At 59.7% G+C, this 24509-nt stretch carries 23 protein-coding genes; all 23 read left to right on the forward strand.

The window, feature by feature from the left end:
• Window positions 1-54: 54 nt before the first annotated feature.
• Entirely contained in the window at window positions 55-1611 is a 1557-nt protein-coding gene (gene tssA, locus REH34_RS15830) for a type VI secretion system protein TssA (protein ID WP_311968386.1), read from the forward strand.
• A gap of 35 nt (window positions 1612-1646) precedes the next feature.
• Window positions 1647-2153: a type VI secretion system contractile sheath small subunit gene (tssB, locus tag REH34_RS15835; RefSeq protein ID WP_311968387.1), complete on the forward strand. Its 507-nt coding sequence runs from the start codon at window positions 1647-1649 to the stop codon at window positions 2151-2153.
• Window positions 2154-2181: 28 nt separating this feature from the next.
• Complete coding sequence (gene tssC / locus REH34_RS15840; protein WP_311968388.1) at window positions 2182-3657, forward strand: type VI secretion system contractile sheath large subunit; 1476 nt, start codon at window positions 2182-2184, stop codon at window positions 3655-3657.
• 14 nt (window positions 3658-3671) lie between these two features.
• A complete protein-coding gene (gene tssE, locus REH34_RS15845) occupies window positions 3672-4079 on the forward strand; it encodes a type VI secretion system baseplate subunit TssE (RefSeq protein ID WP_311968389.1) in 408 nt (135 codons plus the stop codon).
• 12 nt (window positions 4080-4091) lie between these two features.
• On the forward strand, window positions 4092-4616 hold the full coding sequence (locus REH34_RS15850; RefSeq protein ID WP_311968390.1) for a PAAR domain-containing protein: 525 nt from the start codon (window positions 4092-4094) through the stop codon (window positions 4614-4616).
• 54 nt (window positions 4617-4670) lie between these two features.
• Window positions 4671-5612 carry a DUF6402 family protein gene (locus tag REH34_RS15855; protein WP_311968391.1) on the forward strand — a complete coding sequence of 314 codons (942 nt, stop codon included), beginning with the start codon at window positions 4671-4673 and terminating at the stop codon, window positions 5610-5612.
• The gene (locus REH34_RS15860; RefSeq protein ID WP_311968392.1) at window positions 5609-6025 is read left to right on the forward strand and encodes a hypothetical protein; all 417 of its coding nucleotides are present in this window, start codon (window positions 5609-5611) and stop codon (window positions 6023-6025) included. Before REH34_RS15855 ends, REH34_RS15860 begins: the two co-directional genes overlap by 4 nt.
• Window positions 6003-6449: a hypothetical protein gene (locus REH34_RS15865; protein WP_311968393.1), complete on the forward strand. Its 447-nt coding sequence runs from the start codon at window positions 6003-6005 to the stop codon at window positions 6447-6449. The genes REH34_RS15860 and REH34_RS15865 overlap by 23 nt, the downstream gene beginning before the upstream one ends.
• A 389-nt stretch (window positions 6450-6838) precedes the next feature.
• A complete protein-coding gene (locus tag REH34_RS15870) occupies window positions 6839-7261 on the forward strand; it encodes a hypothetical protein (RefSeq protein ID WP_311968394.1) in 423 nt (140 codons plus the stop codon).
• Window positions 7254-7694, forward strand: coding sequence for a hypothetical protein (locus tag REH34_RS15875; protein WP_311968395.1), 441 nt, complete (start codon window positions 7254-7256; stop codon window positions 7692-7694). Before REH34_RS15870 ends, REH34_RS15875 begins: the two co-directional genes overlap by 8 nt.
• Window positions 7687-8106, forward strand: coding sequence for a hypothetical protein (locus REH34_RS15880; RefSeq protein ID WP_311968396.1), 420 nt, complete (start codon window positions 7687-7689; stop codon window positions 8104-8106). Before REH34_RS15875 ends, REH34_RS15880 begins: the two co-directional genes overlap by 8 nt.
• Window positions 8107-8181: 75 nt before the next feature.
• Entirely contained in the window at window positions 8182-9972 is a 1791-nt protein-coding gene (tssF, locus tag REH34_RS15885) for a type VI secretion system baseplate subunit TssF (RefSeq protein ID WP_311968397.1), read from the forward strand.
• Entirely contained in the window at window positions 9936-10943 is a 1008-nt protein-coding gene (gene tssG / locus REH34_RS15890; RefSeq protein WP_311968398.1) for a type VI secretion system baseplate subunit TssG, read from the forward strand. Before tssF ends, tssG begins: the two co-directional genes overlap by 37 nt.
• An 11-nt stretch (window positions 10944-10954) precedes the next feature.
• Window positions 10955-13585, forward strand: coding sequence for a type VI secretion system ATPase TssH (gene tssH, locus REH34_RS15895; protein ID WP_311968399.1), 2631 nt, complete (start codon window positions 10955-10957; stop codon window positions 13583-13585).
• 10 nt (window positions 13586-13595) lie between these two features.
• A complete protein-coding gene (locus REH34_RS15900; protein WP_311968400.1) occupies window positions 13596-15110 on the forward strand; it encodes a sigma 54-interacting transcriptional regulator in 1515 nt (504 codons plus the stop codon).
• A 44-nt stretch (window positions 15111-15154) separates the two neighbouring features.
• The gene (locus REH34_RS15905; protein ID WP_311972102.1) at window positions 15155-15301 is read left to right on the forward strand and encodes a type VI secretion protein; all 147 of its coding nucleotides are present in this window, start codon (window positions 15155-15157) and stop codon (window positions 15299-15301) included.
• A 19-nt stretch (window positions 15302-15320) separates the two neighbouring features.
• Window positions 15321-16523: a type VI secretion system-associated FHA domain protein TagH gene (gene tagH / locus REH34_RS15910; RefSeq protein WP_311968401.1), complete on the forward strand. Its 1203-nt coding sequence runs from the start codon at window positions 15321-15323 to the stop codon at window positions 16521-16523.
• A gap of 5 nt (window positions 16524-16528) precedes the next feature.
• A complete protein-coding gene (gene tssJ / locus REH34_RS15915; protein WP_311968402.1) occupies window positions 16529-17026 on the forward strand; it encodes a type VI secretion system lipoprotein TssJ in 498 nt (165 codons plus the stop codon).
• A 2-nt stretch (window positions 17027-17028) separates the two neighbouring features.
• Complete coding sequence (tssK, locus tag REH34_RS15920; RefSeq protein ID WP_311968403.1) at window positions 17029-18360, forward strand: type VI secretion system baseplate subunit TssK; 1332 nt, start codon at window positions 17029-17031, stop codon at window positions 18358-18360.
• A 4-nt stretch (window positions 18361-18364) separates the two neighbouring features.
• Window positions 18365-19234 (forward strand): type IVB secretion system protein IcmH/DotU, encoded by an 870-nt coding sequence (gene icmH, locus REH34_RS15925; RefSeq protein WP_311968404.1) that lies wholly within the window; start codon window positions 18365-18367, stop codon window positions 19232-19234.
• Window positions 19235-19248: 14 nt separating this feature from the next.
• Window positions 19249-22773, forward strand: coding sequence for a type VI secretion system membrane subunit TssM (tssM, locus tag REH34_RS15930; RefSeq protein ID WP_311968405.1), 3525 nt, complete (start codon window positions 19249-19251; stop codon window positions 22771-22773).
• A complete protein-coding gene (locus tag REH34_RS15935) occupies window positions 22773-23501 on the forward strand; it encodes a serine/threonine-protein phosphatase (RefSeq protein ID WP_311968406.1) in 729 nt (242 codons plus the stop codon). The genes tssM and REH34_RS15935 overlap by 1 nt, the downstream gene beginning before the upstream one ends.
• Window positions 23498-24502, forward strand: coding sequence for a serine/threonine-protein kinase (locus REH34_RS15940; RefSeq protein ID WP_311968407.1), 1005 nt, complete (start codon window positions 23498-23500; stop codon window positions 24500-24502). The genes REH34_RS15935 and REH34_RS15940 overlap by 4 nt, the downstream gene beginning before the upstream one ends.
• Window positions 24503-24509: the final 7 nt, after the last annotated feature.

Below are 24509 nucleotides of genomic sequence, written 5' to 3' on the forward strand. Positions count from 1 at the left end.
AACGATTGCTAGCAAAGGCTGAGCTGTCGGTCAGGGTATACCCAAAGGCCAAGGATGACGTTTTCAGGAAGACTCTGTACGCATTATCTTGCGCTCGCGAAAGTCCCGATTTCATCGGACAGTTTTGGCGGCGAAGAGGTGCGCTACTCCAGCGAATATGAAGCCCTCGAGACTGAGCTCTCCAAGGCCTCCTCGCTGCACGCCAGCAGTCGCATCGACTGGCTGAAGATCCTCGAAGGCAGTGAATCCATCCTGCGCACGCAATCCAAGGATTTGCGCGTTGCCACCTGGCTCATCTGGGCTCTCCATCAACGTGAATCCTTTGTCGGCCTGCTGGCAGGCCTGGGCATGCTGCGCGCGCTTTTCGAACAACATTGGGTGGATCTGCATCCCGTCAAGTCGCGTACGCGCGCAGGCGCCATGGTCTGGCTGGTGCCGCGCCTCGATCAGGCGTTGTCCGAAGACATCGCGGTCAAGGAGCAGTTGCCGCTGTTCCAGGCGCTGGTCGAACATCTCGACGCTCTCGACGTGGTGCTGGCGCAGCAACTGGGCGAGGATGCGCCGCTGATCCTGCCGATCCGTCGACGCCTGAGCAGCATGATCAAACGAGCCGCCGACAACTTGCCAGAGCCTGGCAGCGTCGGAGCCGTCGTCGCCCAGGTCAAGCAGGTCGCGACCCAACTGGTCAGCCCCGGCAGCCCGCTGCAAAACGACAAGGATGCGCAAAAAGCCTTGCGCGCTCAGCAAGACGGCGCTCGCCCACTCTGCACCTGGTGGCTGCGGCAGAAAGCCACCGACATTCGCGCCTTGCGCCTCAACCGCACGCTGATGTGGCTGGGCATCGATGCCTTGCCGCAGCGCAATGCCGAGCACATCACCGACCTGCGCGGGCTGCCGGCCGACAAGCTGACCAACTACCGCGAACGCTTCGATGCCGGCAGCTATGCCGACCTGCTGATCGATCTTGAAGCCAGCCTGGCCAAGGCGCCGTTCTGGCTCGATGGTCAACGCATCGTCTGGGAGTGCCTGCAGGGTCTGCATGCCGAGACGTCGATGCGCGAGGTTGAGATCCATTTGTCGCTTCTGTTGCAGCGCTTGCCGGGTATCGCCGAACTTCGCTTTCACGACGGCCAGCCGTTCGCCGATCCGGCGACCCGCAGTTGGATCAGCGCCCAGGTCATGCCTCATCTGCAACCGGCCAGTGCCCCACAACCGGTATCCGACAGCGGCGAGCAGCCGCGTTGGGAGCAAGCGCTGCTGGAGGTTCAGCCGATCCTGCGCAAGGACGGCCTCAAGCCCGCGGTGCAGATCCTCAAGCAACAGATGCGCAATGCGCGTGGCGGCCGCGAGCAGTTTTTTTGGCACTTCTGCCTGGCACGCTTGTGCCATCAAGCCAAAAAGTACGACCTGGCGCGCACCCAGCTCGAAACCCTCGACAGCCAGTTGCAAAGCAGCGGGCTGGACATCTGGGAGCCGGAGCTGGCGCTCAATGTTCTGCAATTGCTGCACGGCTGCATCGAGCTGTTGCCGCCTAACCATGCCGCTCGAGAGCGCAAGGACGAAATTTATCGAAGGCTGTGCCACCTCGACCTCGAAGTGGTACTCGAATAGGCCCCTGGGCCCTAATCGCAAATAAGGAGACACCCATGGCCAAAGAAGGCTCGGTAGCACCCAAGGAACGCATCAACGTCACGTTCAAGCCATCCACCGGTGGCGTCACGGAAGAAGTCGAACTGCCGCTGAAGATGCTGGTATTGGGTGATTTCACCCAACAGGCAGACGAGCGCAAGGTCGAGGACCGCAAGCCGATCAGCATCGACAAGAACAACTTCGACGACGTCCTCGCCAAGCAGGACTTGAACCTGAACCTGAGCGTGCCCAACCGCCTGCTCGAAGACGGTGCCAATGAAGAGTTGAGCGTCAGCCTCAAGGTCGGCTCGATGAAGGACTTCAACCCGGCCAACCTGGTCGAGCAAGTACCTGAACTGAAAAAACTGATGGAGTTGCGCGACGCGTTGGTGGCCCTCAAAGGCCCATTGGGCAACACCCCGACCTTCCGCAAGGCCATCGAGAGCGTTTTGGCTGACGACGAGTCCCGTGCGCGCGTGCTGGGCGAACTGGGGTTGAGCGCCAAGACCACGCAAGACGCCTGAGCCCCATTCGAAAAGGAAAGCGAAGACCATGAGTACCAGTGCAGCAACACAAGCTAATGGCGAAGTCGCCGAATACGGCATCCTCGACCGCATCATCGCCGAAACCCGGCTGACCCCGGAAGACGAAGCCTACGACATCGCCAAGCGTGGCGTGTCGGCGTTCATCGAAGAGCTGCTCAAGCCGCAGAACGAGAACGAGCCGGTCAAGAAGGCCATGGTCGATCGCATGATCGCCGAGATCGACGCCAAGCTCAGCCGCCAGATGGACGAGATCCTTCACAACGAAGAATTCCAGGCTCTGGAATCCTCGTGGCGCGGTCTGCATTTGCTGGTCGACCGCACCAACTTCCGCGAAAACATCAAGGTCGAGATCCTCAACGTCTCCAAGCAGGACCTGCTGGACGACTTCGAAGATTCGCCGGAAGTGGTCCAGTCGGGCCTGTACAAGCACGTCTACACCGCAGAGTACGGCCAGTTCGGTGGCCAACCGGTAGGCGCGATCATCGCCAACTACTTCTTCTCGCCGAGCTCGCCTGACGTCAAGGCCATGCAGTACGTGTCCAGTGTCGCGAGCATGGCTCACGCGCCGTTCATTGCCGCAGCCGGCCCGAAATTTTTTGGCCTTGAAAGCTTTACCGGTCTGCCAGACCTGAAGGACCTGAAGGATCACTTCGATGGCCCGCAATTCGCCAAGTGGCAAGCCTTCCGCCAGGAAGAAGACTCGCGCTACGTCGGCCTGACTGTGCCGCGCTTCCTGCTGCGCAATCCCTACGACCCTGAAGACAACCCGGTTAAAACCTTTGTCTACAAGGAAAACGTCGCCAACAGCCACGAGCACTATTTGTGGGGCAACACCGCCTACGCGTTCGCCACCAAGCTGTCCGACAGCTTCGCCAAGTTCCGTTGGTGCCCGAACATCATCGGCCCGCAGAGCGGCGGCGCGGTAGAAGACCTGCCGCTGCACCACTTCCAGAGCATGGGCGAAATCGAGACCAAGATTCCGACCGAAGTGCTGGTATCCGACCGCCGTGAATACGAACTGGCCGACGAAGGTTTCATCTCGCTGACCATGCGCAAAGGCAGCGACAACGCCGCGTTCTTCTCGGCCAACTCGGTGCAAAAGCCCAAGTTCTTCGGCAACAGCGCCGAGGGCAAGGCTGCCGAGATGAACTACAAGCTCGGCACGCAACTGCCGTACCTGTTCATCGTCAACCGCCTGGCCCACTACCTCAAGGTGCTGCAACGCGAGCAACTGGGTTCGTGGAAGGAGCGCACGGACCTCGAGCTCGAGCTCAACAAGTGGATCCGTCAGTACGTCGCCGACCAGGAAAACCCCAACGCCGAAGTCCGTGGCCGTCGTCCGCTGCGCGCTGCGCAGATCACCGTCAGTGATGTCGACGGTGAGCCGGGCTGGTACCGCGTCAGCCTGAACGTGCGTCCGCACTTCAAATACATGGGTGCCGATTTCACCCTGTCGCTGGTTGGCAAGCTGGACAAAGAGTAAGCAGGAGCTGAGCCATGACTGCATACGGCAGCCTATTCGAACGCCTGAGCGGCGAAGCGAGCAAGCGTAACGGCCTGAGTCACGAAGCCTGTGCGACGACCTCGGTGGCTGCCCATCTGGCAAAAATGCTCAGCACCCGGGCGGGCAGCGTGCAAACGCTGCCCGACTACGGGCTACCCGATCTCAATGACATGCGCCTGAGCCTGCACGACTCGCTCACCCGCGCCCGTAGCGCGATCGAGAAGTTCATCGAGCGCTACGAGCCGCGCCTGTCGAAGGTGCATGTGATTTCCCTGCCACGGGACCAGGATCCGCTCAAGTTGACCTTCGCCATCGAAGGCCTGCTGGAGGTCCAGGGCATACGTCGGCAGGTCAGTTTTTCCGCGAAGCTGGATGGCAGCGGCAAAGTCAAAGTCAGATAAGGAGCGTCGAACATGGCCGGTAAACCCGCCGCACGCGTCACCGATCCCACTGCCTGCCCGAAGACCGGGCATGGCACCAATCCGATCGCCTCGGGTTCGCCGGACACGTTCTTCGACGGCCTGCCAGCGGCGCGCCTTAACGATCCCAGCGCCTGCGGCGGCAAGATCGTCAGCGGCGTGTCGTCGACCGTGTTCATCAACGGTATGAACGCCGCCACCGTCGGTTCGGTGGGCGACCATGGCAACACCGTGACCAGTGGGTCGGGCACCGTGATCATCGGCGATACCCACATCCCGGCGCCGGTCACTCCGGTGTCGCCGATGCAGACCAACGCCCCGTTCGACGACCACTTCGCCGTGATCTGCCAAGCCACCGGCGCGCCCCTGGCCGGAGTGCCATACACCGTGCAACTGGCCAACGGCACGCAATTGACCGGCATCACCGATGACGCCGGCAAGACCCGCAAGATCACCAGCTCGACCGCCGATGCGGTGACCCTGGTGGTTCCTGAGCAGACCGAAGTCGTTATCGGCTGATCGATAGCTGAAACCAGAAACCCGCAATTCATCGCAACGCAGGAAGCACGCTAAATGGCCGACACCATCGCCACCTCGACATTAACGCCCAAGGCTAATACAGACGGGAAGACTGTGCCTGTGCGTCAGTTCAAGATCACGGATATTCCGGATGCAATGAGGAAGATGGATTGGCCAGTGGCGGCGCAGTTGATGGAGTATTGGTTTAATGGGGAGCCTTGGCCGACCGAAGATGGGTCAATAGTGGCCGCGGTGAAGTCTCATCACGAGCATGCGCCAAAGAAATATATTAACGAATCGATCATAAAAATGGATTGGGTTCTAAGTTTTCCCAAAGTGCACAGCTATCTTGACGAGCTCAGAGCCGTATGGCGAGGTCCTCGTGCTCAGGATGAAATATGTAAAAAGTTCAAAAATAATTTTGGTTCAGCTTTGCCAGCTACTTATAAGTTGAATTTTTTTGGCCACGGGCCGTTGGCTGAGAATTTCGGTTATTTTAATTATAAGCGTGTTGATTTTGACCCGGTGGGCGGTGAGGTTGATGAGCTCAGAGCTGCTCTAGGTAATTTTAACTTAAGGGTTGTTGCAGAGGGGGACATGGTAGTAACGGCTAGTGCGTATGTGTTCTATCCAGTTAAGCTAGGTTTTTATATTGATGATTGCTACGACTTTAACGATGAGTCTGATTGGTGGCGGCCCAGTCAACTTTTAGGGTTTTGGGGGTTCAATGGCCTGGCCATGAGTATTCCCGAGGTGATGGCTCGCGGTCTCAGTACCGACGAGCAGTTGCAAAGCCTGGCGTTGCAGTCTATGACTGGATATGAAAAGTTTTTTGATCAACGATATGCTGACATTGATAGCCAGCGGTATTATCTTATTCAGAATAAAAACTTTCAAGATTACAGGCGAAAATATAGTAGAGGCGGTGACTTTAAGATTTCTTCAGATATTTACTATGAAGATATAGTCTCGCCACCATTGGTATTTGAGAAATGAAAAATCGTCGATGGCTGATTTATAGTTTTTTAGCTTTGATGTGTATTTTTTTTACAGTTTTCATGCTGTTCGTGCGTTCTTCGATTACTCATGAAAGCTCCGTAAGCTTTATGAGCGACTCGGGCGATTATCGTTTAGACTCAGTAAGGGTCGCTCCGCCATTTACATTTCGCAGCTATGCTTATCTGCGGCTCACCGAGGTTCAACATCCAGCGCGGGTGTACCGTAGTCCACTAATGGATGCAGATTCCTTGGAGATGGTTGGATTCGAAACACCGAATGAAGTAGGGGTGGCGTGGCTGACATTTTATAAATCAGAGCATCGCTTTAGAGTCACTATTCCCCAGTGGACTGAAAACTGGCTGAATATTTTCATTAGTAATACGCCTTATGAAGCCTCGTCTGATGACTAAGTATTGTTTCAGCATTTGCTCAGTGCTGGTGCCGGTGCCGGTGCCGGTGCCGGTGCTGGTGCTGGTGCTGTTTGCACTGTTTGTATGGCATGCTCTCCAGACCTCGGCATCGTTTGGGTTTAATAGTGCCTCTGGAAACTATCGTCTCGAATACGTGAGAATAGATCCGCCTTCCCCTTTTTACAATCTAGCTTATATGAGGGTGATAGATCTGAAACACTCTGATCAGGTGTTCAGAAGCCCTGTGGCAGATGCCGAATCCCTGGAAATGCGGGCTATTGAGACGAGAGATGAAGTCGGTGTCTCGTTTCTGAGGTTTAACAAAGTCCAGCACCGATTCAATGTTTTGATTCCAGGGTGGGAAGAGAGTTTCTTGAATATTTTCGTCAGCAATACTCCATACGATGTATCGGCAGATGAATAAAGTCCTGAAGACGCTGTGCCTGCTAACCAGCATCGTTGTGCTTAGAGTTTTTGGATTCGTTCAATATGCCATTTGCCAATTTGCAATGCTTGATTTCTCATTCACCAAAAACTATCGATTGGAATACGGGTCTGTTTCGCTTCCCTGGACATATAAAAAATATGCTTATATTAGAATTGCAGAGGTAAGTCACCCTGCCAGTGTTTATAGAAGCCAAGTCATAGATGCGGATAGCATTAATCTAAGGGGTCGGGAAACGAATAAAAGTATAGTTATATATTGGCTGTCGTTTGACAAAGAGGATCATAACCTTCGACTGAGCTTCCCTGGTTGGCGGGAAAGCTGGATAAATTTATTGATCAGTAATACCAAGTGCACGGTGATTGCTAATGGCTAGGTTGCCCCAAGCCGTAATTGTCCACCCGGTATTAGTCACTTTGCTGATTGTACCTGTAGTGATGGGCTGCTGCATTGTGGCGGCCGTGCTGCGGCCTGCGGAAGTAGGGTTCGTCAGCTCGTCAGGTGACTATAAGGTCGAGTACGTCGATGCGAAATTGTTTTTCACTTTTAGAGATCTTGCCTATCTAAAGATTACAGAACAAAAGCACCCCGAGCGCGTTTTCCGGAGCCCGTTGATAGCCGCCAATTCATTAGAGATGAATCAGCTCGAGAACAGCCAATACGTAGGTGTCGACTGGGTCCGATTTGACAAGATGAAACATAGGTTTGAGATTGTAATATTGGGATGGCATGGAAGCGTGATGAGTGCGTTCATTAGTAACACGCCTTATGTGGTATTTTCAAATGAATGACTTACCTATAGGCTCGCGAAAAATCGTGTCCGGTAAGTGGTTCCGTAGTCTATGCATTGTTATTGGATTGGTGCTGTTTTCCTTTTTTTATATGGTCATATTTAATATAAATCGCGAGGCGAGTGAGAGCTTTTTAAGTGGTTCCGGCAGGTACAGGATAGAATGTGTAGATGTGCTGTTCCTCTATTTTTATAGTCAGTATGCTTATTTCAGGTTTACAGAGGTTTCTAAGCCGGTTCGCGTCTATCGCAGCCGCGTGGTTAGAGATAATATAGATCTAAGTAGCTTTGAAGATTCCAAGCAGGTTGGGGTTGTATGGCTGGATTTTGAAAAGGATACTCACCGATTCACGTTAGGTTATCCACAGTGGCGCGAGAGCTGGATAAACTTATTTATAAGTAATACGCCATACACGGTACAGCCCAATGGCTAAGCTGATCACGCTCATTCTCAAAGCGACACTGACCCTGCTCTGCGTGCTCGGCCTCGTAGTGTTGGCGAATGCGTTGATTATTGTGAATACCTCCGGTGTGCTCGCGGAAATGACACCTTCAGGTGATTACAAAGTTGAATTCGTTCCTGCTTATCCAATGTTGGTAGGGTGGGAGCAGGCCTATGTACGATTTACCGAAGTGGCTCATCCCGAAAACGTATACCGGTCCCCAATAACTTTTGACGGGTCGATAGATATGGGCAGCATTGGTGAGCAAGGTGATCTGATAATCATGTTCCCGTTCTTTTTCAACCGGCGGACAAAGCACTTTTCCACTGATGACGCCGGGGCGGCCCGGGGCCGTTTGATGAGCATTTTTACCAGCAACGCCCCAACTGACGTTGGTTATTGAATGAGCACCTTCACATCAGCAGCTTGCGTCAAGCAAGCCATCACCCACTCACTTCCAACCCAAAGGTAACCCCCAGTGTCCTTCAACCACTACTACCAAAGCGAACTCACAGCACTGCGCCAACTCGGGCGGCGCTTCGCCGAGCGTAGTCCGGCGCTGGCACCCTTCCTGGGTCAGAGCGGGCGGGATCCGGACGTGGAGCGGTTGCTGGAGGGCTTTGCGTTTCTGACCGGGCGCCTGCGCCAGAAACTCGACGACGAACTGCCCGAGCTCACGCACTCGCTGATGCACCTGCTGTGGCCCAATTACATGCGCCCGCTGCCGTCGTTCAGCATCCTGCAGTTCGAGCCGCTCGCCCACGTGGCGCCGCCGCTGCTGGTCAAGCGCGAGACACCGGTGGACAGCCGGCCGGTGGACGACGTGCGCTGCAAATTCCGCACGTGCTATGCGACCGAAATTTCGGCGCTGGACCTCAATGCCCTCAACTATTCAGTGATGGGCGAGGGCGCGGTGCTGAGCCTGCGCCTGGAGATGACCGGTGACGGCTATTTCGGCGAGCTGCAATTGGAGCACTTGCGCCTGCATCTGTCTGGCGAGCGCTATATCAGCCAGATGCTCTACCTGTGCCTGCTGCGCAATCTTCAGGGTGTGGAGTTGGTGCCGCTGGACGCCCGTCAGCAGCCCTTCAAGATGGGCATCGCCGACAAGCCGCTGAGCTTCAAACTGCGCCCCGAGCAAGTCCAGCCGGTAGGCTTCGCCGAAGAAGAAGCGTTGATCCCTTATCCGCTCAACACCTTCCGCGGCTACCGCTATCTGCAGGAATATTTCGCCTTTCAGGACAAGTTCCTGTTCGTCGATGTCGACGGCCTTGGCGCCCTTCAGCAGATGCCTGCCGATATCGCCAAGCAGGTACGCGGCCTGGAGATGCGCTTCACCCTCCACAAGAGCGACATCCAGCGTCTGCGCCCGACCCTGGATAACGTGAAGCTGTATTGCACGCCCATCGTCAACCTGTTCGAACACGACGCGCTGCCGATTCGCCTCGATGGCAAACAGGACGAATACCTGCTGCTACCCGCTGAGTACGATCTCGAGAACTGCGGCGTGTTCGCGGTCGAAACCGTCACCGGCTGGAAGCCCGGCGGCCTTGGCTATCAAGCCTACGTGCCGTTCGAATCCTTCGAGCACGACCCCAGCTTCGACGTGCCCAACGCCAGCCCGCACTACAGCGTGCGCCAGCGCAACTCGCTGCTGCACCAGGGCCTGGACACTTACTTGAGCTTTGGTATCCGCCACCTCGAAGAGCACGAGACGCTGTCGATCGAGCTGACCTGCACCAACCAGAATCTGCCGCTCAAGCTGCAACTGGGTGATATCTGCGTGGCCACCGAAGGCACACCGGAATTCCTCAAGTTCAAGAACATTACTCTGGCCACACCCAGCTATGCGCCGCCGATCAACCGCGACTTCCTATGGAAGCTGATCAGCAACATGTCGCTGAACTACCTGTCGCTGGCCAACGTTGACGCGCTCAAGGTGATCATCGAAACCTACGACCTGCCGCGTTATTACGACCAGCACGCGGAGAAGGTCAGCAAGCGATTGCTCAACGGCCTCAAGGCCGTGCGCCACGAACCGGTCGACCGCTTGCACCGCGGTTTGCCGATTCGTGGCTTGCGCACCGAACTCACGATCGACCCCGAGGGATACATCGGTGAGGGCGATCTGTTCGTTTTCGCGTCGGTCCTCAACGAGTTTTTCGCGCTGTATGCCAGCCTCAATTCGTACCACGAGTTGCGGGTCAAAAGTACCAAAGGAGAAGTCTACAAATGGACACCACGTATGGGCCTTCAACCCCTGCTCTAAGCGGGCTGACCCTGGTGATCCGGGAGTATTCGCTTTTCCAGGCGGTACTTCTGGTCACCGACCGGCTGCGCGCCGCCCACCCCGGGTTGAGCGAAGAGCAGCTCTATGATCAGGTGGAATTCCAGGCCAATCCGAGCCTGGGTTTCCCTGGCAGCGATGTTGATCGCGTGCAGTTTTTCGAAGAGCACGGTGAGCTGCGTGCGCGCATGCGCTTCAACCTGATCGGCCTGTTCGGCGCCAGTTCGCCGTTGCCAGCGTTTTATGGCGAACAAGCTCTGGGTGATACCGAGGAAGGCAATCCGACCCGGGCGTTCCTTGATGTGTTTCACCATCGCCTGCAACGCCTGATGCTGCCGATCTGGCGCAAGTACCGGTACAACGCCAGTTTCCAGAGCGGCGCGCGTGATGCGTTTTCCGAACAGCTGTTCTCTCTGGTTGGCCTGGGCGGCGTGCAGATTCGCGAGTCGCAGGACCTCAACTGGAAACGCCTGCTGCCGTACTTGGGCCTGCTGAGCCTGCGCGCCCATTCGGCGGCGCTGGTGGAGTCGGTGCTGCGCTACTACTTCAAGCATGAAGAACTGCTGATCGAGCAGTGCATCGAGCGCCAGGTGCAAGTACTCGACGACCAACAGAACCGCCTTGGCGAGGACAACAGCGCCTTGGGTGAAGACCTGGTGCTGGGCGAGACGGTGCGCGATCGCAGCGGCAAGTTCCGTATTCATATCAACCACCTCGACTGGCAGCGCTTTCACGAATTCCTGCCGATCGGTGAGGGCTATCAGCCGCTGTGCGCGTTGGTGCGCTTCACCCTGCGCGACCCTCTGGATTACGACGTACGCCTGGTGCTGCGCCGTGAAGAAATCCGTGAACTGTGCATTGGCGAAGAGAACGCCTGTCGCCTCGGCTGGACCAGTTGGCTTGGCCACGAAAACGCCGATGGCGTTGTCACCCTGGGCAGCAAAATTCATTAAGGACCGATGACATGATCAACGTAGACCTGCAACAACTCGTCCAGGCGCTGGACGCTGAAACCCGTCGCGATCTGGAAGCCTGCGCCGAGCGCTGCGTGGCCCGTGGCGGCAGCAAGATTCTGGTCGAAGACCTGCTGCTCGGCTTGCTCGAGCGCCCCGAAGGCTTGCTCGCCCGCGCATTGCTGGACGCCAGTGTCGATGCCGGCGAACTGTCCGTTGCCTTGCAGCCACGCCTGGAACACAGTGGTTCGCGCAACCCGGTGTTCGCCCCCGAGTTGGTGCAATGGCTGCAGGATGCCTTGCTGGTGGCCAACCTCGAATTACAACAAAGCCACGTCGACCAAGCGGCACTGATTCTCGCCCTGCTGCGTAACCCGATGCGCTATGCCGGCAGCCGCTATCACGCGTTGCTGGGCAAGCTCGACAGCGATCGCCTGCGCGATTTCGCCCTGGCCCAGCAGGCACCTGCCGATAACGCCAAAGCTGCCCCCGGGGGCGAATCGCTGTTGGCGCGCTTCACTCACAACCTGACTCAGCAGGCCCGTGACGGCAGGCTCGATCCGGTGCTGTGCCGCGATGGTGCGATTCGCCAGATGGTTGACATCCTCGCTCGTCGGCGCAAGAACAACCCCATCGTGGTGGGCGAGGCGGGTGTCGGCAAGACTGCCATCGTTGAAGGCCTGGCCTTGCGTATCGCTCAGGACGAAGTGCCACAGGCGCTCAAAGGCGTCGAGTTGCTGTCGTTGGACATGGGCCTGCTACAAGCCGGCGCCAGCGTCAAAGGTGAATTCGAGCGGCGTCTCAAGGGCGTGATCGATGAGGTCAAGGCTTCGCCCAAGCCGATCATCCTGTTCATCGACGAAGCCCACACGCTGATCGGTGCGGGTGGCAATGCCGGCGGTTCGGACGCCGCCAACCTGCTCAAGCCTGCGCTGGCACGTGGAGAGTTGCGTACCATCGCCGCCACTACCTGGGCCGAGTACAAGAAGTACTTCGAGAAGGACCCGGCCCTGGCCAGGCGATTTCAGCCGGTGCAGTTGCACGAGCCGACTGTCAATGAAGCGGTGACCATCCTGCGCGGCCTGGCGCAGGTGTACGAGAAGAGCCACGGTATCTATCTGCGTGATGATGCCGTGGTCGCCGCTGCCGAGCTGTCGGCTCGCTACCTGACCGGTCGGCAATTGCCGGACAAGGCCGTCGACGTGCTCGATACCGCTTGTGCTCGGGTTCGCATCAGCCTCGCGGCGGCGCCGGAGAGTGTTGAGCGCCTGCGTGGTGAGCTGGCCGAAGGCGTGCGTCAGCGCCAGGCGCTGCGTCGTGATGCCGAGGCAGGGCTGGCCATCGATGAAGAAGCCTTGATTGCACTGGAAACACGCCTCGGCGAAGCCGCCGCCGAACGCGAGGCACTGGAATCGGCCTGGGCCGAGCAGCGAGAACTGGCTGAGCGCCTGCTGGATCTGCGCCAGCGCCTGGCGCAGGCCCGTGAGCTGGCGAATGCGTGTGAGCTTGATGCCGAAGCTGAAGCTGAGACCAACGCCGAAGCCGTAGCGCCCAACGTTGCCGAACTCGAAGCACAGCTGCACGACACTCACCGTGCCCTCACCGATGCCCATGCCGTGCAGCGTCTGGTTAGCTTCGAAGTGTGTCCGCGTCTGGTCGCTGAAGTGATCAGCGCCTGGACGGGTGTGCCGCTGTCGCAATTGGCCCGTGAGCACAATGCCAAGATCCTCAGCTTCGCCGATGATCTGCGCCTGCGTATTCGGGGGCAGGAGCAAGCAGTGCACGCCTTGGATCGTGCCATGCGCGCTACCGCTGCCGGTCTCAACAAGCCCGACGCACCGGTAGGCGTGTTCCTGTTGGTCGGCCCCAGTGGCGTCGGCAAGACCGAAACCGCCCTGGCCCTAGCCGACCTGCTGTACGGCGGCGATCGTTTCATCACCACCATCAATATGTCCGAATTTCAGGAGAAGCACACCGTGTCGCGCCTGATCGGCGCACCGCCGGGTTACGTCGGCTACGGCGAAGGCGGCATGCTCACCGAGGCTGTGCGGCAAAAGCCCTATTCCGTGGTTTTGCTGGACGAGGTCGAGAAGGCCGATCCGGACGTGCTCAATCTGTTCTACCAGATCTTCGACAAAGGCGTGGCCAACGACGGGGAAGGGCGCGAAATCGATTTTCGCAACACCCTGATCCTGATGACCTCGAACCTCGCCAGCGAGCGCATCAGCGCCCTGTGCGAGGGCGCTGAGCGGCCGAGCACCCAGGCGCTGGAGGACGCCATTCGCCCGGTGCTGAGCAAGCATTTCAAGCCGGCCTTGCTGGCGCGTATGCGCGTGGTGCCGTACTTCCCGGTCAGCGGCCCGGTGCTCGACGAACTGGTGATCATCAAGCTGCAACGTTTAGGCGAGCGCCTGGCCCGTCGGCAGTTGACCTTCAGCCACAGCCCGGCGCTGGTCGAGCACCTGGCCGCGTTGTGCACGCAAAGCGACAGCGGTGCGCGCCTGATCGATCAACTGCTTGAGATGCATGTGCTGCCAGTGGTGGCGGATCGCTTGCTCGCTGCCATGGCGAGCGGCGAGGTCCTGCGTCACGTACACGCCACGCTCGACGGCGAAGGCCGCGTGCTGTGCGAGTTCGCGTGAGGGCCCTTTGATGTTTGCCGATATCGTCCAGCCTCTGGCCTACGCTGAAGCCTTGCTCGGGACCTACTCGCGCTTGTCTCAGGCTGCCCACAGTGCGCGCCTGCTGGGTGATTTCGCCAGCGAAGCGGCTAAGTTGAGTGGTTGCGAACTGGCCCAGGTGTACCTGCTCGACGCGTCCCACAGTGCCCTAGGCCTGAGCGCAGAATCCCTCGACGGTTTGTTGCAGCCACGGGAGGTCGCGAGCCTGCCCGCCGATTACCATGGCGGCGAGTTGCTGCAGTTCAGCCTGTGCCAGAACCGCGCAGTGAGTGTCGAGAGCCTGGGCAGCGGCCTGTACCCGACGGATTTCCTGCCCGCTTGTGCGCGCGGCTGGGATTCGCTGCTGTGCGTGCCGCTGGTGGGCGAGAGCGATGTAGTCGAAGGGCTGTTGGTCTGCGCCAGTGCCGAATGCCGCAACCTTCAAGGTTTTTCCCAGTCCTTCGGCCAATTGGGACGTTTCGTCATGGCCCAATTCTCATTGCTGCAACGCCTGCGCGGGCCTGAGGACAGCAGCGTGATCGACGGTATCGATACCTGCGCGAGTGGCTACGGATTGATCGGCAAAAGCGCGGTGATGCGCCACACCTATCAGCTGATCAGCAAAGTCTTGCACAGCCCCTACACCGTGCTGCTCAACGGCGAAACCGGGACCGGCAAGGAAGTCGTCGCCCGTGCCATTCATGACTGCAGCCCCCGGCGCACCAAGGCCTTCATCGTGCAGAACTGCGCGGCTTTCCCGGAAAACCTGCTGGAAAGCGAACTGTTCGGCTATCGTCGGGGCGCCTTCACCGGTGCCGACCGCGACCGAGAAGGCCTGTTCGATGCGGCCGAGGGCGGCACCTTGCTGCTGGACGAAATCGGCGACATGCCCCTTGCCTTGCAGGCCAAGCTGCTGCGCGTGCTGCAAGAGGGCGAGATCCGCCCGCTGGGCAGCAACGACAGCCATAAGATCAACGTGCGCATCATCGCCGCCACCCACCGGGACTTGCAGGCGATGGTTGCTCAAGGGCTGTTTCGCGAGGACCTCTACTACCGCCTGGCGCAGTTCCCGATCGAGTTGCCACCGCTGCGACAGCGCGAGAACGACATTCTCGAACTGGCCCGGCACTTCGCGGTACGCGCGTGTGCATTTCTCAGCCGTGACTTGCCCAATTGGTCCGACGCCGCACTGGACCACCTGTGCAGCTACGGCTTCCCCGGCAATGTGCGCGAGCTCAAGGGCATGGTCGAGCGGGCAGTGCTGTTGTGCGAGGGAGGGGAGTTCCAGCCCGAGCATTTCACCTTGCGGCTCGACGGCCTGCCGATCGATCGCAGCCTCAACCTGCGCGAGCGCATGGAGCAGGTCGAACGCACGCTGTTGCTCGATTGCCTTCGCAAGAACGATGGCAACCGCACACTTGTCGCGCGTGAGCTGGGCCTGCCGCGCCGCACGCTGCTGTATCGCCTGGGGCGTCTCAACATCACCGACGCGGAGTCGCAAGCATGAGCGACCTGCGTTTTCCCTTTTTATCCATTCAAGGAGATCCATTGATGTTTGCACGTCATTGGCAAGCGGCCCTGTTGGCCATGGTTGTTGTGTGTGGCCTGACGGGATGCACCGGCAACGGCAATTACAAGCACAGCGACAAAGACTACCGCCCGCTCGGCGAACCCCAGGCGGTCAATCGCGGCCAATGACCGCAAGGAGAGCTTCAACATGGAATTGCTTCTGGAACTGCACAACCCGCGTCAGCCGGTGCCCGAGCACTTGCACGCGCGCACCTTCAAGCAGGCGGGAGGGGTGATCGGCCGTGGTCAGGATTGCGACTGGGTCATCCCTGACCGTCATCGCCATTTGTCCAACCGCCACGCCGAGATCAGCTTCAACCGCGGTACGTTCTACCTGACCGATACCAGCAGCAACGGTATCGAGATCGCCGCCACCGGCGCGCGGCTGCGCAAGGGCGAGCCGCAGCGCATCGAGACCGGTAGCGTTTATCGCCTGGGTGACTACGAGCTGCGTGCACGGGTCATACGTCCGGCTGCGGCGCGCAACGACCATTACTCTGCCGATGTGCCAGGTGTCGGGATCATCCCTGACGACGCCTTCCTGGACCTTGATCCGATCAATGCCCTGGAACAGCAAGAGCGCATTTACAGCGAATTCGACGAGCTGGCCGGCTTCGACACCAAGGCGCGCCACACCGTACAACGCGCTGACTATGCGCGCATCGACATGGAAAGCCTGCCGATCCCTGAGCTGGTACCGGAACCGGTCGTCACGGCACCCAAGGCGACCCCTGTGGCAGCGCCCGAACGCCAATCCGAGGCATTCTGGCTACGTTTCGGCAGCGCCCTGGGCGTTGACCTGACCGGGCTCGACGAGGCCGCGCGTGAGGCCCTGGCCCTCAAGGCCGCACACTTGCTGAAGGTCAGCATCGGTGGCCTGCAGCAGAGCCTGCGCACTCGCAGCGAACTGAAAAACGAACTGCGTCTGGCGCAGACCACCGTGCAGACCGCCGGCAAGAACCCGCTCAAGCACACCAGTGATGCCGAGCAGGCGCTAAGTGCCTTGCTGCAGGCGCCCAAACCCGGCCAGTTCGGCGCCGAAGAGGCTGTAGTACGTGCGTTCCGCGATGTCCAGGCCCATCAGGTGGCGATGCTCGCCGGCAGCCGTGCAACGGTGCGCGCCACGCTCGAGCATTTTTCCCCGGAGCAATTGACCCTGCGTTTCGAGCGCGAAGGGCTGAAGTCGCTGTTCGCTGGTGCCGGCAGCCGCTGGCGCGCCTTCGGCCGTCATCACCAGGCCTTGCGTCAGGACGATGACTGGAGCGAGCGCTTGCTGGCCCGCGATTTTGCCCAGGCCTATGAAGAGCAGATCCGTCTTATTTCCACCCTCAATTCCGAGCATCAGGGATGACCCGCATGAAACGCTTTACGCAATTGGCCGCTTTGCTGACCGTGGCGTTGTTGGCCGGGTGTTCGGCTCTGTCGCCTTACTCCACCGAAACCAAGCTGAACCTCAAGATCAGCGCCAGCGATCAGCTCAACCCTGATCAAAACGGCCGGCCATCGCCAATCGTCCTGCGCCTGCTGGAGCTCAAGCACCCGACGGCGTTCGAGAACGCTGACTTTTTCACCCTCTACGAGCGCGCCAAGGAATCCCTGGCCCAGGACCTGGTCAGCGATGAAGAGATCGAGCTGCGCCCTGGCGAATCCCTCGACCTCAAGCTCACCGTGGGCAACGGCAACCGCTACGTCGGCGTGCTTGCGGCCTACCGCGACCTGCCGGAAACCCAGTGGCGCTACACCGTGCAAGTGGTGCCGATGGGCCTGACCAAGGTCAACCTGAAACTGGACGATTTGGGCATCCACAACATCGATGCCGACGCCAGGGCCAAGCTGGCCAAGGCGGATAAATAACCATGAATGCCCACAAGATTGTCTGGCAGGAAGGCATGTTGCTGCGCCCGCAGCATTTCCAGCACAACGACCGTTACTACGACCACCAGCTCAAAGCGCGAACGCAGATGCTCAGCCGTTACAGCTGGGGCTTTCTTGGCTTCGAGATCGACACGCAGTTCCTGAAAATGGGCAAGCTGGTCATCAGTCAGGCCAGCGGCGTATTGCCTGATGGCAGCCTGTTCAGCCTCGACAGCAGCGCCCAGGCGTTGGCCGTCGATGTACCGCCCAACACCAGTAACACTCCGGTTTACCTGGCATTGCCGCTGGTGGCCGGTAACCACGTCGAGACACGTCGCGCCGATCAGCTGGACGTAATGGCCCGCTACACGGTGTTCGAGACCGAAGTCGCAGACTCCAACGCGGGCGACGATTCCAGCCGCCAGATCAGCTGTGCGCGCCCGGACTTCCGCCTGCTGCTGGGCCCGCAGCATAACGACCAGACCTACGTGAAGCTGAAGATCTGCGAGATCCTCGACACCACGCCCGATGGTGATGTGTCGCTGGACGGTGACTTCGTGCCGACCTTCATCCATGCCCATGGCTCACCCTACCTGCAGTCGTGCCTCAAGGAAGTGATCAGCATGCTCGCCCACCGCGGCGATACCCTGGCTGAACGCATTCGTTCGAATGGCAAGGTCGCGGGCGCGGAAGTCGGTGACTTTATGATGCTGCAACTGATCAACCGCACCGAGCTCAACCTGCGTCACTACCTGGGGCTCGAACAGGTCCATCCCGAGGAGCTGTATCGCACGCTGCTGTCGATGTTCGGTGACCTGGCGACCTTCTCCAGCGACAACAAGCGCCCCCGGCTGGACAGCCGCTATCTGCACAGCGACCAGGGCACGAGTTTCCGCAAGTTGATGGATGCCATCCGCCAGGCGCTGTCGATGGTGCTCGAACAGCACGCCATCGAGATGGAGCTGCAGGAGCGCCAGTACGGCATCACCGTGTCGCCGCTCAAGGATCACAAGCTGCTGGGCAGCGCCTCGTTCGTACTGGCGGCCAGCGCCAACTGCGACTCCGAGACCCTGCGCCAACGTTTGCCGGCTCACCTCAAGGTCGGCGCGGTGGAGCACATTCGCCAACTGGTCAACCTGCACCTGCCGGGCATCAAGGTGCGGCCATTGCCGGTGGCACCGCGGCAGATACCGTTTCATTCGAACAAAACCTATTTCAACCTCGAGCTCAGTTCCGAAGACCTGGCCCAACTGGAGCGTTCGGGCGGCTTTGCCTTCCACGTGTCAGGCGAATTCTCCGAGCTTGAATTGAAATTCTGGGCTATCAGGAGCTGATGCAATGAGCATGGAAATGGGATACGAGCAGGACGAAAAGACCATATTGGCCGGGCGGCACGGGCATGACAGCGCACATAGCCCGCTGACCGACTTCGCCGAACCGCCGCGCTTGGAAGACCTCGAGCGGCGAATGATCTACGCCGCGCGCCTGCGTCCCGCAGAGCACTTCATGGCGAGCCAGAACGCGCTGATCGCTGCGGCCTCGGGCCTGCTTTCGGAGCTGGTGGCCCTTAAGCACGATTCCGATCGCAGCAATCTGCCCAAGCTTAAAGATCGCCTGAGTTCGGCACTCAAGATATTCGAAGCGCAAGCCTTGAACGACGGCGTCGAAAGTAGTCAGGTCATGGCCGCGCGCTATGTGCTGTGTACGGCATTGGATGAGGCGGTGGTCACTACCAGCGACGGCAACGAGAGCCAATGGTCACAGATGAACCTGCTCAGCAGCTTTCATAACGAGACCTTCGGTGGCGAAAAGTTCTTCCAGCTGCTCGATCGTCTGTCACGCAACCCGGTCAAGCACCTGCTGATGCTCGAACTGATGTACCTGTGCCTGTCGCTGGGCTTCGAGGGCAAATACCGGGTGATGAACCGCGGCATGATCGAGCTTGAAGGCATCCGTGACAGCCTTTACCGGCAGATTCGCCAACTGCGCGGGGATATCCCTCGCGAACTGTCTCCGCATTGGGAAGGCCTTAGCGAGCAGCGTCGCAACCTGGTGCGCATCGTGCCGTGGTGGCTGGTGGTGCTGTTCACCCTGGTGTGCCTGGCAGTCATGTACTCGGGGTTCGCGTGGGTTCTAAAGGAACAGCGTGCAACCGTGCTTCAACCTTTCCAGCAGCTTGATCCGGCTGCGGCCCAGCCGAAGTTGTAATACAGGGACGTGTGATGAAAAACTTTTTCAAGAAAGCCTGGGCCTTCCTGTGCAAGACATGGGTATGGACCTTGTTGCTGGTGGTGATCGCTTCGCTGCTGGTGTGGTTCGCCGGCCCGCTGTTCGCCGTCGATGATTACAAGTTCTGGGAGCCGGCGACCGCGCGTCTGCTGACTATCAGTGCGTTGTGTCTACTGTGGGGCCTGCTGATGGTATTCGTCAGCTGGCGCAGCACCGTGCGCAAGAAAGCCCTCGAAGACAGCGAAGCCGGTCAGGACCGCCTGCAGCGCGAAGCGAAGATCGACAACGCGCAAAAAGAACTGCGCAGCCGCTTCAAGGACGCTCTGCACACCCTCAAGACCTCCAGCCTCTACCGTGGCCGTAGCGAGCGATGGCGCACCGAGCTGCCCTGGTATCTGGTGATCGGCCCGCAGGGCAGCGGCAAGACCAGCCTGCTGGACTTTTCGGGCCTGGAATTTCCTATCAACAAGATCGAGCGCAAGCTGACCCGTGACACCAAGGGCACCCAGCATTGCGACTGGTACTTTGCCGATAACGGCGTATTGATCGACACCGCGGGCCGCTACCTGACCCATGACGACAAGCTAGTCGACGAAGACGCCTGGCAGACGCTGCTAGGCCTGCTGCGCAAGCGCCGCCGGAACCGCCCGCTCAATGGCGTGCTGGTCAACATCCCGCTGGAAACCCTGCAGTCTGCGGACGAGCTCGTCCTCGACGACCTGGGCCCGCGCATCCGTGCACGCCTGCAGGAAATCCAGCAACAATTGCACGTCAACGTGCCGGTCTATCTGGTGATCAGCAAGGCTGACCAGGTCACTGGTTTCAACGAATTTTTCGATCAGCTGACTCGCGAAGAAACCGAACAGGTGCTGGGTGCCAGCTTTCGCAAGGACCAAGTGGGCTCCGACGCTTCCGTTGTCCGTCAGGAGTTCGAATCCCTGCTGTCGCGTCTCGACAGCCAAGTCATCATGCGCATGCACCAGGAGCGCGATCCACAACGTCGCGGCCTGATTCTCGACTTCCCCCAGCAGTTGGCGCAGATCGGTGAACGCCTGTGCGTGCTCGTGGATATGGCCTTCACTGGTAACCGTTACCAGCGTGCCAGCGAGTTGCGCGGTTTCTATTTCACCAGCGCGCCGCACGCCACTGAGGCCATGGATGAAAGTACGGCGGCCATCGGCGCCAACCTTGGCATGTCGAGCCGGGTGATTCCGACCCTGCGAGCCGGTCGTGCACGCTTCATTCATCACCTGTTCTCCAGAGTGATCTTCCCAGAAGCCGACCTGGCCGGCCTCGATAAACGCGAGATCAGCCGCATCAACTGGGGGCAGCGCGCGCTGTACGTAGCCGCCTTGTTATTGATGGGGGTATTCGGCCTAGTGTGGGCGAACAGCTTCTCGGCCAACCACGATCGTCTCGAGCAGGTCCGCGATATTGCGCAGAAACTCGACGGCCAGCGCAGCCACCTCAACCCGCAGGACGACGCCTTGGCGGCGCTGGCGACACTCGACAGCAGCTACGCCGCCAGCCGTGTGTTCCCGCCCAAAGGCGACGTAAGCCTGCAAGAGCGTGGCGGCCTGTATCAAGGCGAGCCGAGCGATCCGGTGCTCAATGCCGCGTATCAGCGCGATCTGCAAAACGTCCTGTTGCCACGAGTGGCGCGCATGCTTGAAGCGCAGATCCGCGGCAGCATGGGCAGCCGTGATCGACTGCTAGGCAGCCTGCGGGCCTACCTGATGCTCAACCTCACCGAGCGCCGCGACCCGGCCACGCTCAAGGACGCGGTCGCCACGGCCTGGGCGCAAGCCTATCCAGGCAACACCGAGGTGCAGAACAGCCTCAACGCGCACTTCGCGCGCCTGCTCAAGCAGCCGTTCGTGTATGGCCTTGATGATCCGCTGGTGGCTCAGGCCCGTCAGGTGCTGCGCAGCGAGTCGCTGGCTGCGGTGGTCTATCGCGTGCTGCGCGAACAAGCGCGTGACCTGCCAGACTACCGCTTGAGCCAGCACCTGGGTCCACAAGGCGCTGTGTTCATCGGCACCGATTATGTGATCCCTGGCTTCTACACCCAGAACGGCTATCAGCAGTACTTCATCACCCAGGGCGCGAACATGGTGCGCGATATCCTGCGCGACAACTGGGTGCTGGGCGAGGGCGGTGATCTGAGCACCGTGGACCTGCGCCAGTTGATGGTCGAGCTCGAGCAGCTGTACTTCCACGACTACGCGAACTACTGGAGCGACGCCGTCGCGGGCATCGAGCTGGAAGCGATGAACGACGCTGGCGATGGCGCCGATCAGGTCGGCAGCCTGACCTCGGCCAATTCGCCGCTGCTGCAACTGCTGACCGAGATCCGCCAGAACACGCGTTTCCCGGCGCCGCTGGATGACGTCGATGTCGGAGCGGTTGCAGACAAGGCCACGGGCAAACTCGGCAAGGTAGCCAAGGCCGCGGCATCCGCTGCGGATCAGGCGCAAAACGCCTTGGCCAAGAGTCTGCCGGACACCGCGCGCAAATCGCTGGAGCGTCGTTTCGAGCCGTTGCATCGCCTGCTCGATGACAACAACGGCCCCGCAGCCGACCTGACCCCGGCGCTCCAGGCGCTCAACGACCTGCAGCAACAGCTGTCCAGCCTGGCTCGTTCCAGCCAGCCGGAGCAGACTGCCTACGACATGGCCAAGAACCGCATGGGTGGCCAGCGTGACGCGCTGAACAACCTGCGCAACGCGGCGTCGCGTCTGCCGGTGCCGGTCAAGGGCTGGTTCAATGGCCTGGCCGAAGACACCTGGTCAATGGTGCTCAACGACAGCTATCAGTACGTCAACCAGCACTACCAAGCCGAACTGTACGGCTTCTACAAAAAAGCCATCAGCGAGCGCTATCCGTTCTTCGCCCACAGCGACAGCGATGTGGCTCTGAATGACTTCCGCGAGTTCTTCAAAGCTCAGGGTATTGCCGATCAGTTCTTCGACAACTACCTGCGTCCGTTCGTCAGTGGTGAGCCGGGCAACTACCGCCTACGGGCCGTCGATGGCCGCAGCCTGCCGATGTCCAAGGTGTTCCTCGACCAGATGACTAACGCGCAGGTCATCCGCCGCAGCTTCTTTTCGGAGAACCCCAACGAGCCACAGGTGCAGTTCAAACTGGAGCCTTACACCCTGGACTCCAACGTCGGGACGGCGGACTTCCGCTTCGGCGACCAGCACATGGTTTATCGCCACGGCCCAATCGTGCCGGTGGCGTTCAAGTGGCCGGCGCAAGCGGATGATGGCCGTACCAGCCTGGTCATGGAGCCGCTGGGTGGACGCCCACTGGGCATCGAGAAAAACACCGGCCCTTGGTCGCTGTTCCGCCTGTTCGACCTGATGCAGACCGAGTACCAGAGCGGCCGCGATGTGCTGATGGTCAAGGCTGATGTCGGCGGGATGCGCGCCAACTACCTGGTGATCAGCCAGCGTTCGCCGAATCCGTTCGACATGACCGCCATGCGCAGCTTCCGTATGCCGGTGGCGCTCTGATGCTGATGACGGGTGTATGGCGCAGTGCCGGGCGTACCGACCCCGGCAAGGTGCGTGCGCGCAACGAAGACGCGTTCTTGGATACCCCGGAACGCGGCCTTTGGGTGGTCGCCGACGGCATGGGCGGGCACCAGGGTGGAGACATCGCCAGCCGCCTGATCGTCGACAGCCTGGCGGAATTGATCCTCAGTGATGACTTCGACGAGCGCGTCACCCAGTTGCGCCAGTGCCTGCACTGGCTCAACCGCAAGCTCGGCCAGGAGCTGACCATGCTCCCGGACCGCGCCGACAGCATCATCGGCAGCACCGTGGTGCTGCTGTCGGTGCACGGCAAGCGTGCAGTGTGCATCTGGGCGGGCGATAGCCGCTGCTACCTGTGGCGCGGCAAGCGCTTGTACCAGCTGTCCCGAGACCACTCGCTGCAGCAGCAATACATGGACGAACAACAGATGAGCGCTGAACAGGCCCGTCGCCAGCCTGGCGCCCATGCGCTGACCCGTGCCGTAGGCGTGGGACCCGAGCTCAAGCTCGAGGTGCTGGAACTGGAGGTGTCGCCTGGCGATGCCTTCCTGCTGTGCTCCGATGGCCTTTACCACAGCATCAGTGGTGAAGCCCTAGGCAACGCCTTGAGCTTGACGCTACCGCGGGTAGCGTTGGACCGCCTATTCGACAAGGCCTTGCGCGGCAAGGCGAGTGACAACCTGACCGCCGTGGTGGTGCGCCAATGAGTGACCTGCAACCGCTTGTACCCGCCGAGACGGAGCTGGAAGACGGCGGCCACAACCTGACGTACTTTGCTTTCACGGCGGGCGCCAAGCCGGTCGTGCCTGTCGAGCAAGGGCCACGTGGTGAACTTCCGGCGATACTGGCCGGGCGTTATCGGCTGGAGCGCATTCTTGGCTCGGGCGGCATGGGCGTGGTGTATCGCGCGCGGGATCTACTCCACGAGCAGTTCGGCGACCCCGATCCCTACCTGGCCATCAAGGTGCTCAAGGACGACATCGCCGAGAGCCCGGACGCCAGTGTGCTGCTTTACAGCGAATTTGCCCTGACCCGCCATCTGTGCCACCCCCACGTGGTGCGGTTGCATACCTTTGAGGTCGACAGTCAGTGCCATCGCGCCTTTATCACCATGGAGCTGATGCGAGGCCTGACACTGGACCAGATGCTTTTCGAACAACCCGAAGGCTTGCCGTGGGAAGAGTTTCACGCTTTGGCGCTGGGCATGCTGCACACCCTCGCTCATGCCCACGACCAAGGCGTGCTGCACGGCGACCTCAAGCCCGGCAACCTGATGCTCACGGAGAACGGCCTGCGCCTGTTCGACTTTGGCCTTGGTCAGGCCATGGAGGGTGTCATGCCCGGGCTGGCCCAGATCAGCCGCGAGCGGTTCAACGCCTGGACGCCCAACTATGCCGCGCCTGAACTGCTGGAGGGTGAGCCGTTGAGCAAGGCGGCGGATGTGTACGCCATGGCATGCATCCTCTACGAGCTGGCCAGCGGCAGGCATCCGTTCAACCGTCTCACCGCCTTGCAGGCCCGCGAGCAGAAACTTGAGCGTAAACTGCGTCGCCCGCGGCGCTTGCCCAAGCAATGCTGGCTGGGGCTGCGTCGTGCCCTGGCGCTTGATCCCAAGCGTCGGCAGATCACCGCACGGCAACTGCAGGAAGCGTTCTGGGTGGGCAATCCCAGCTTTATGGCGCGCTGGTTCAGCCAGCGCAACGGATGAATTCAAA

Origin of the sequence: Pseudomonas baltica (assembly GCF_031880315.1) — a bacterium.
In the GTDB taxonomy this organism is placed as follows: Bacteria; Pseudomonadota; Gammaproteobacteria; order Pseudomonadales; family Pseudomonadaceae; genus Aquipseudomonas.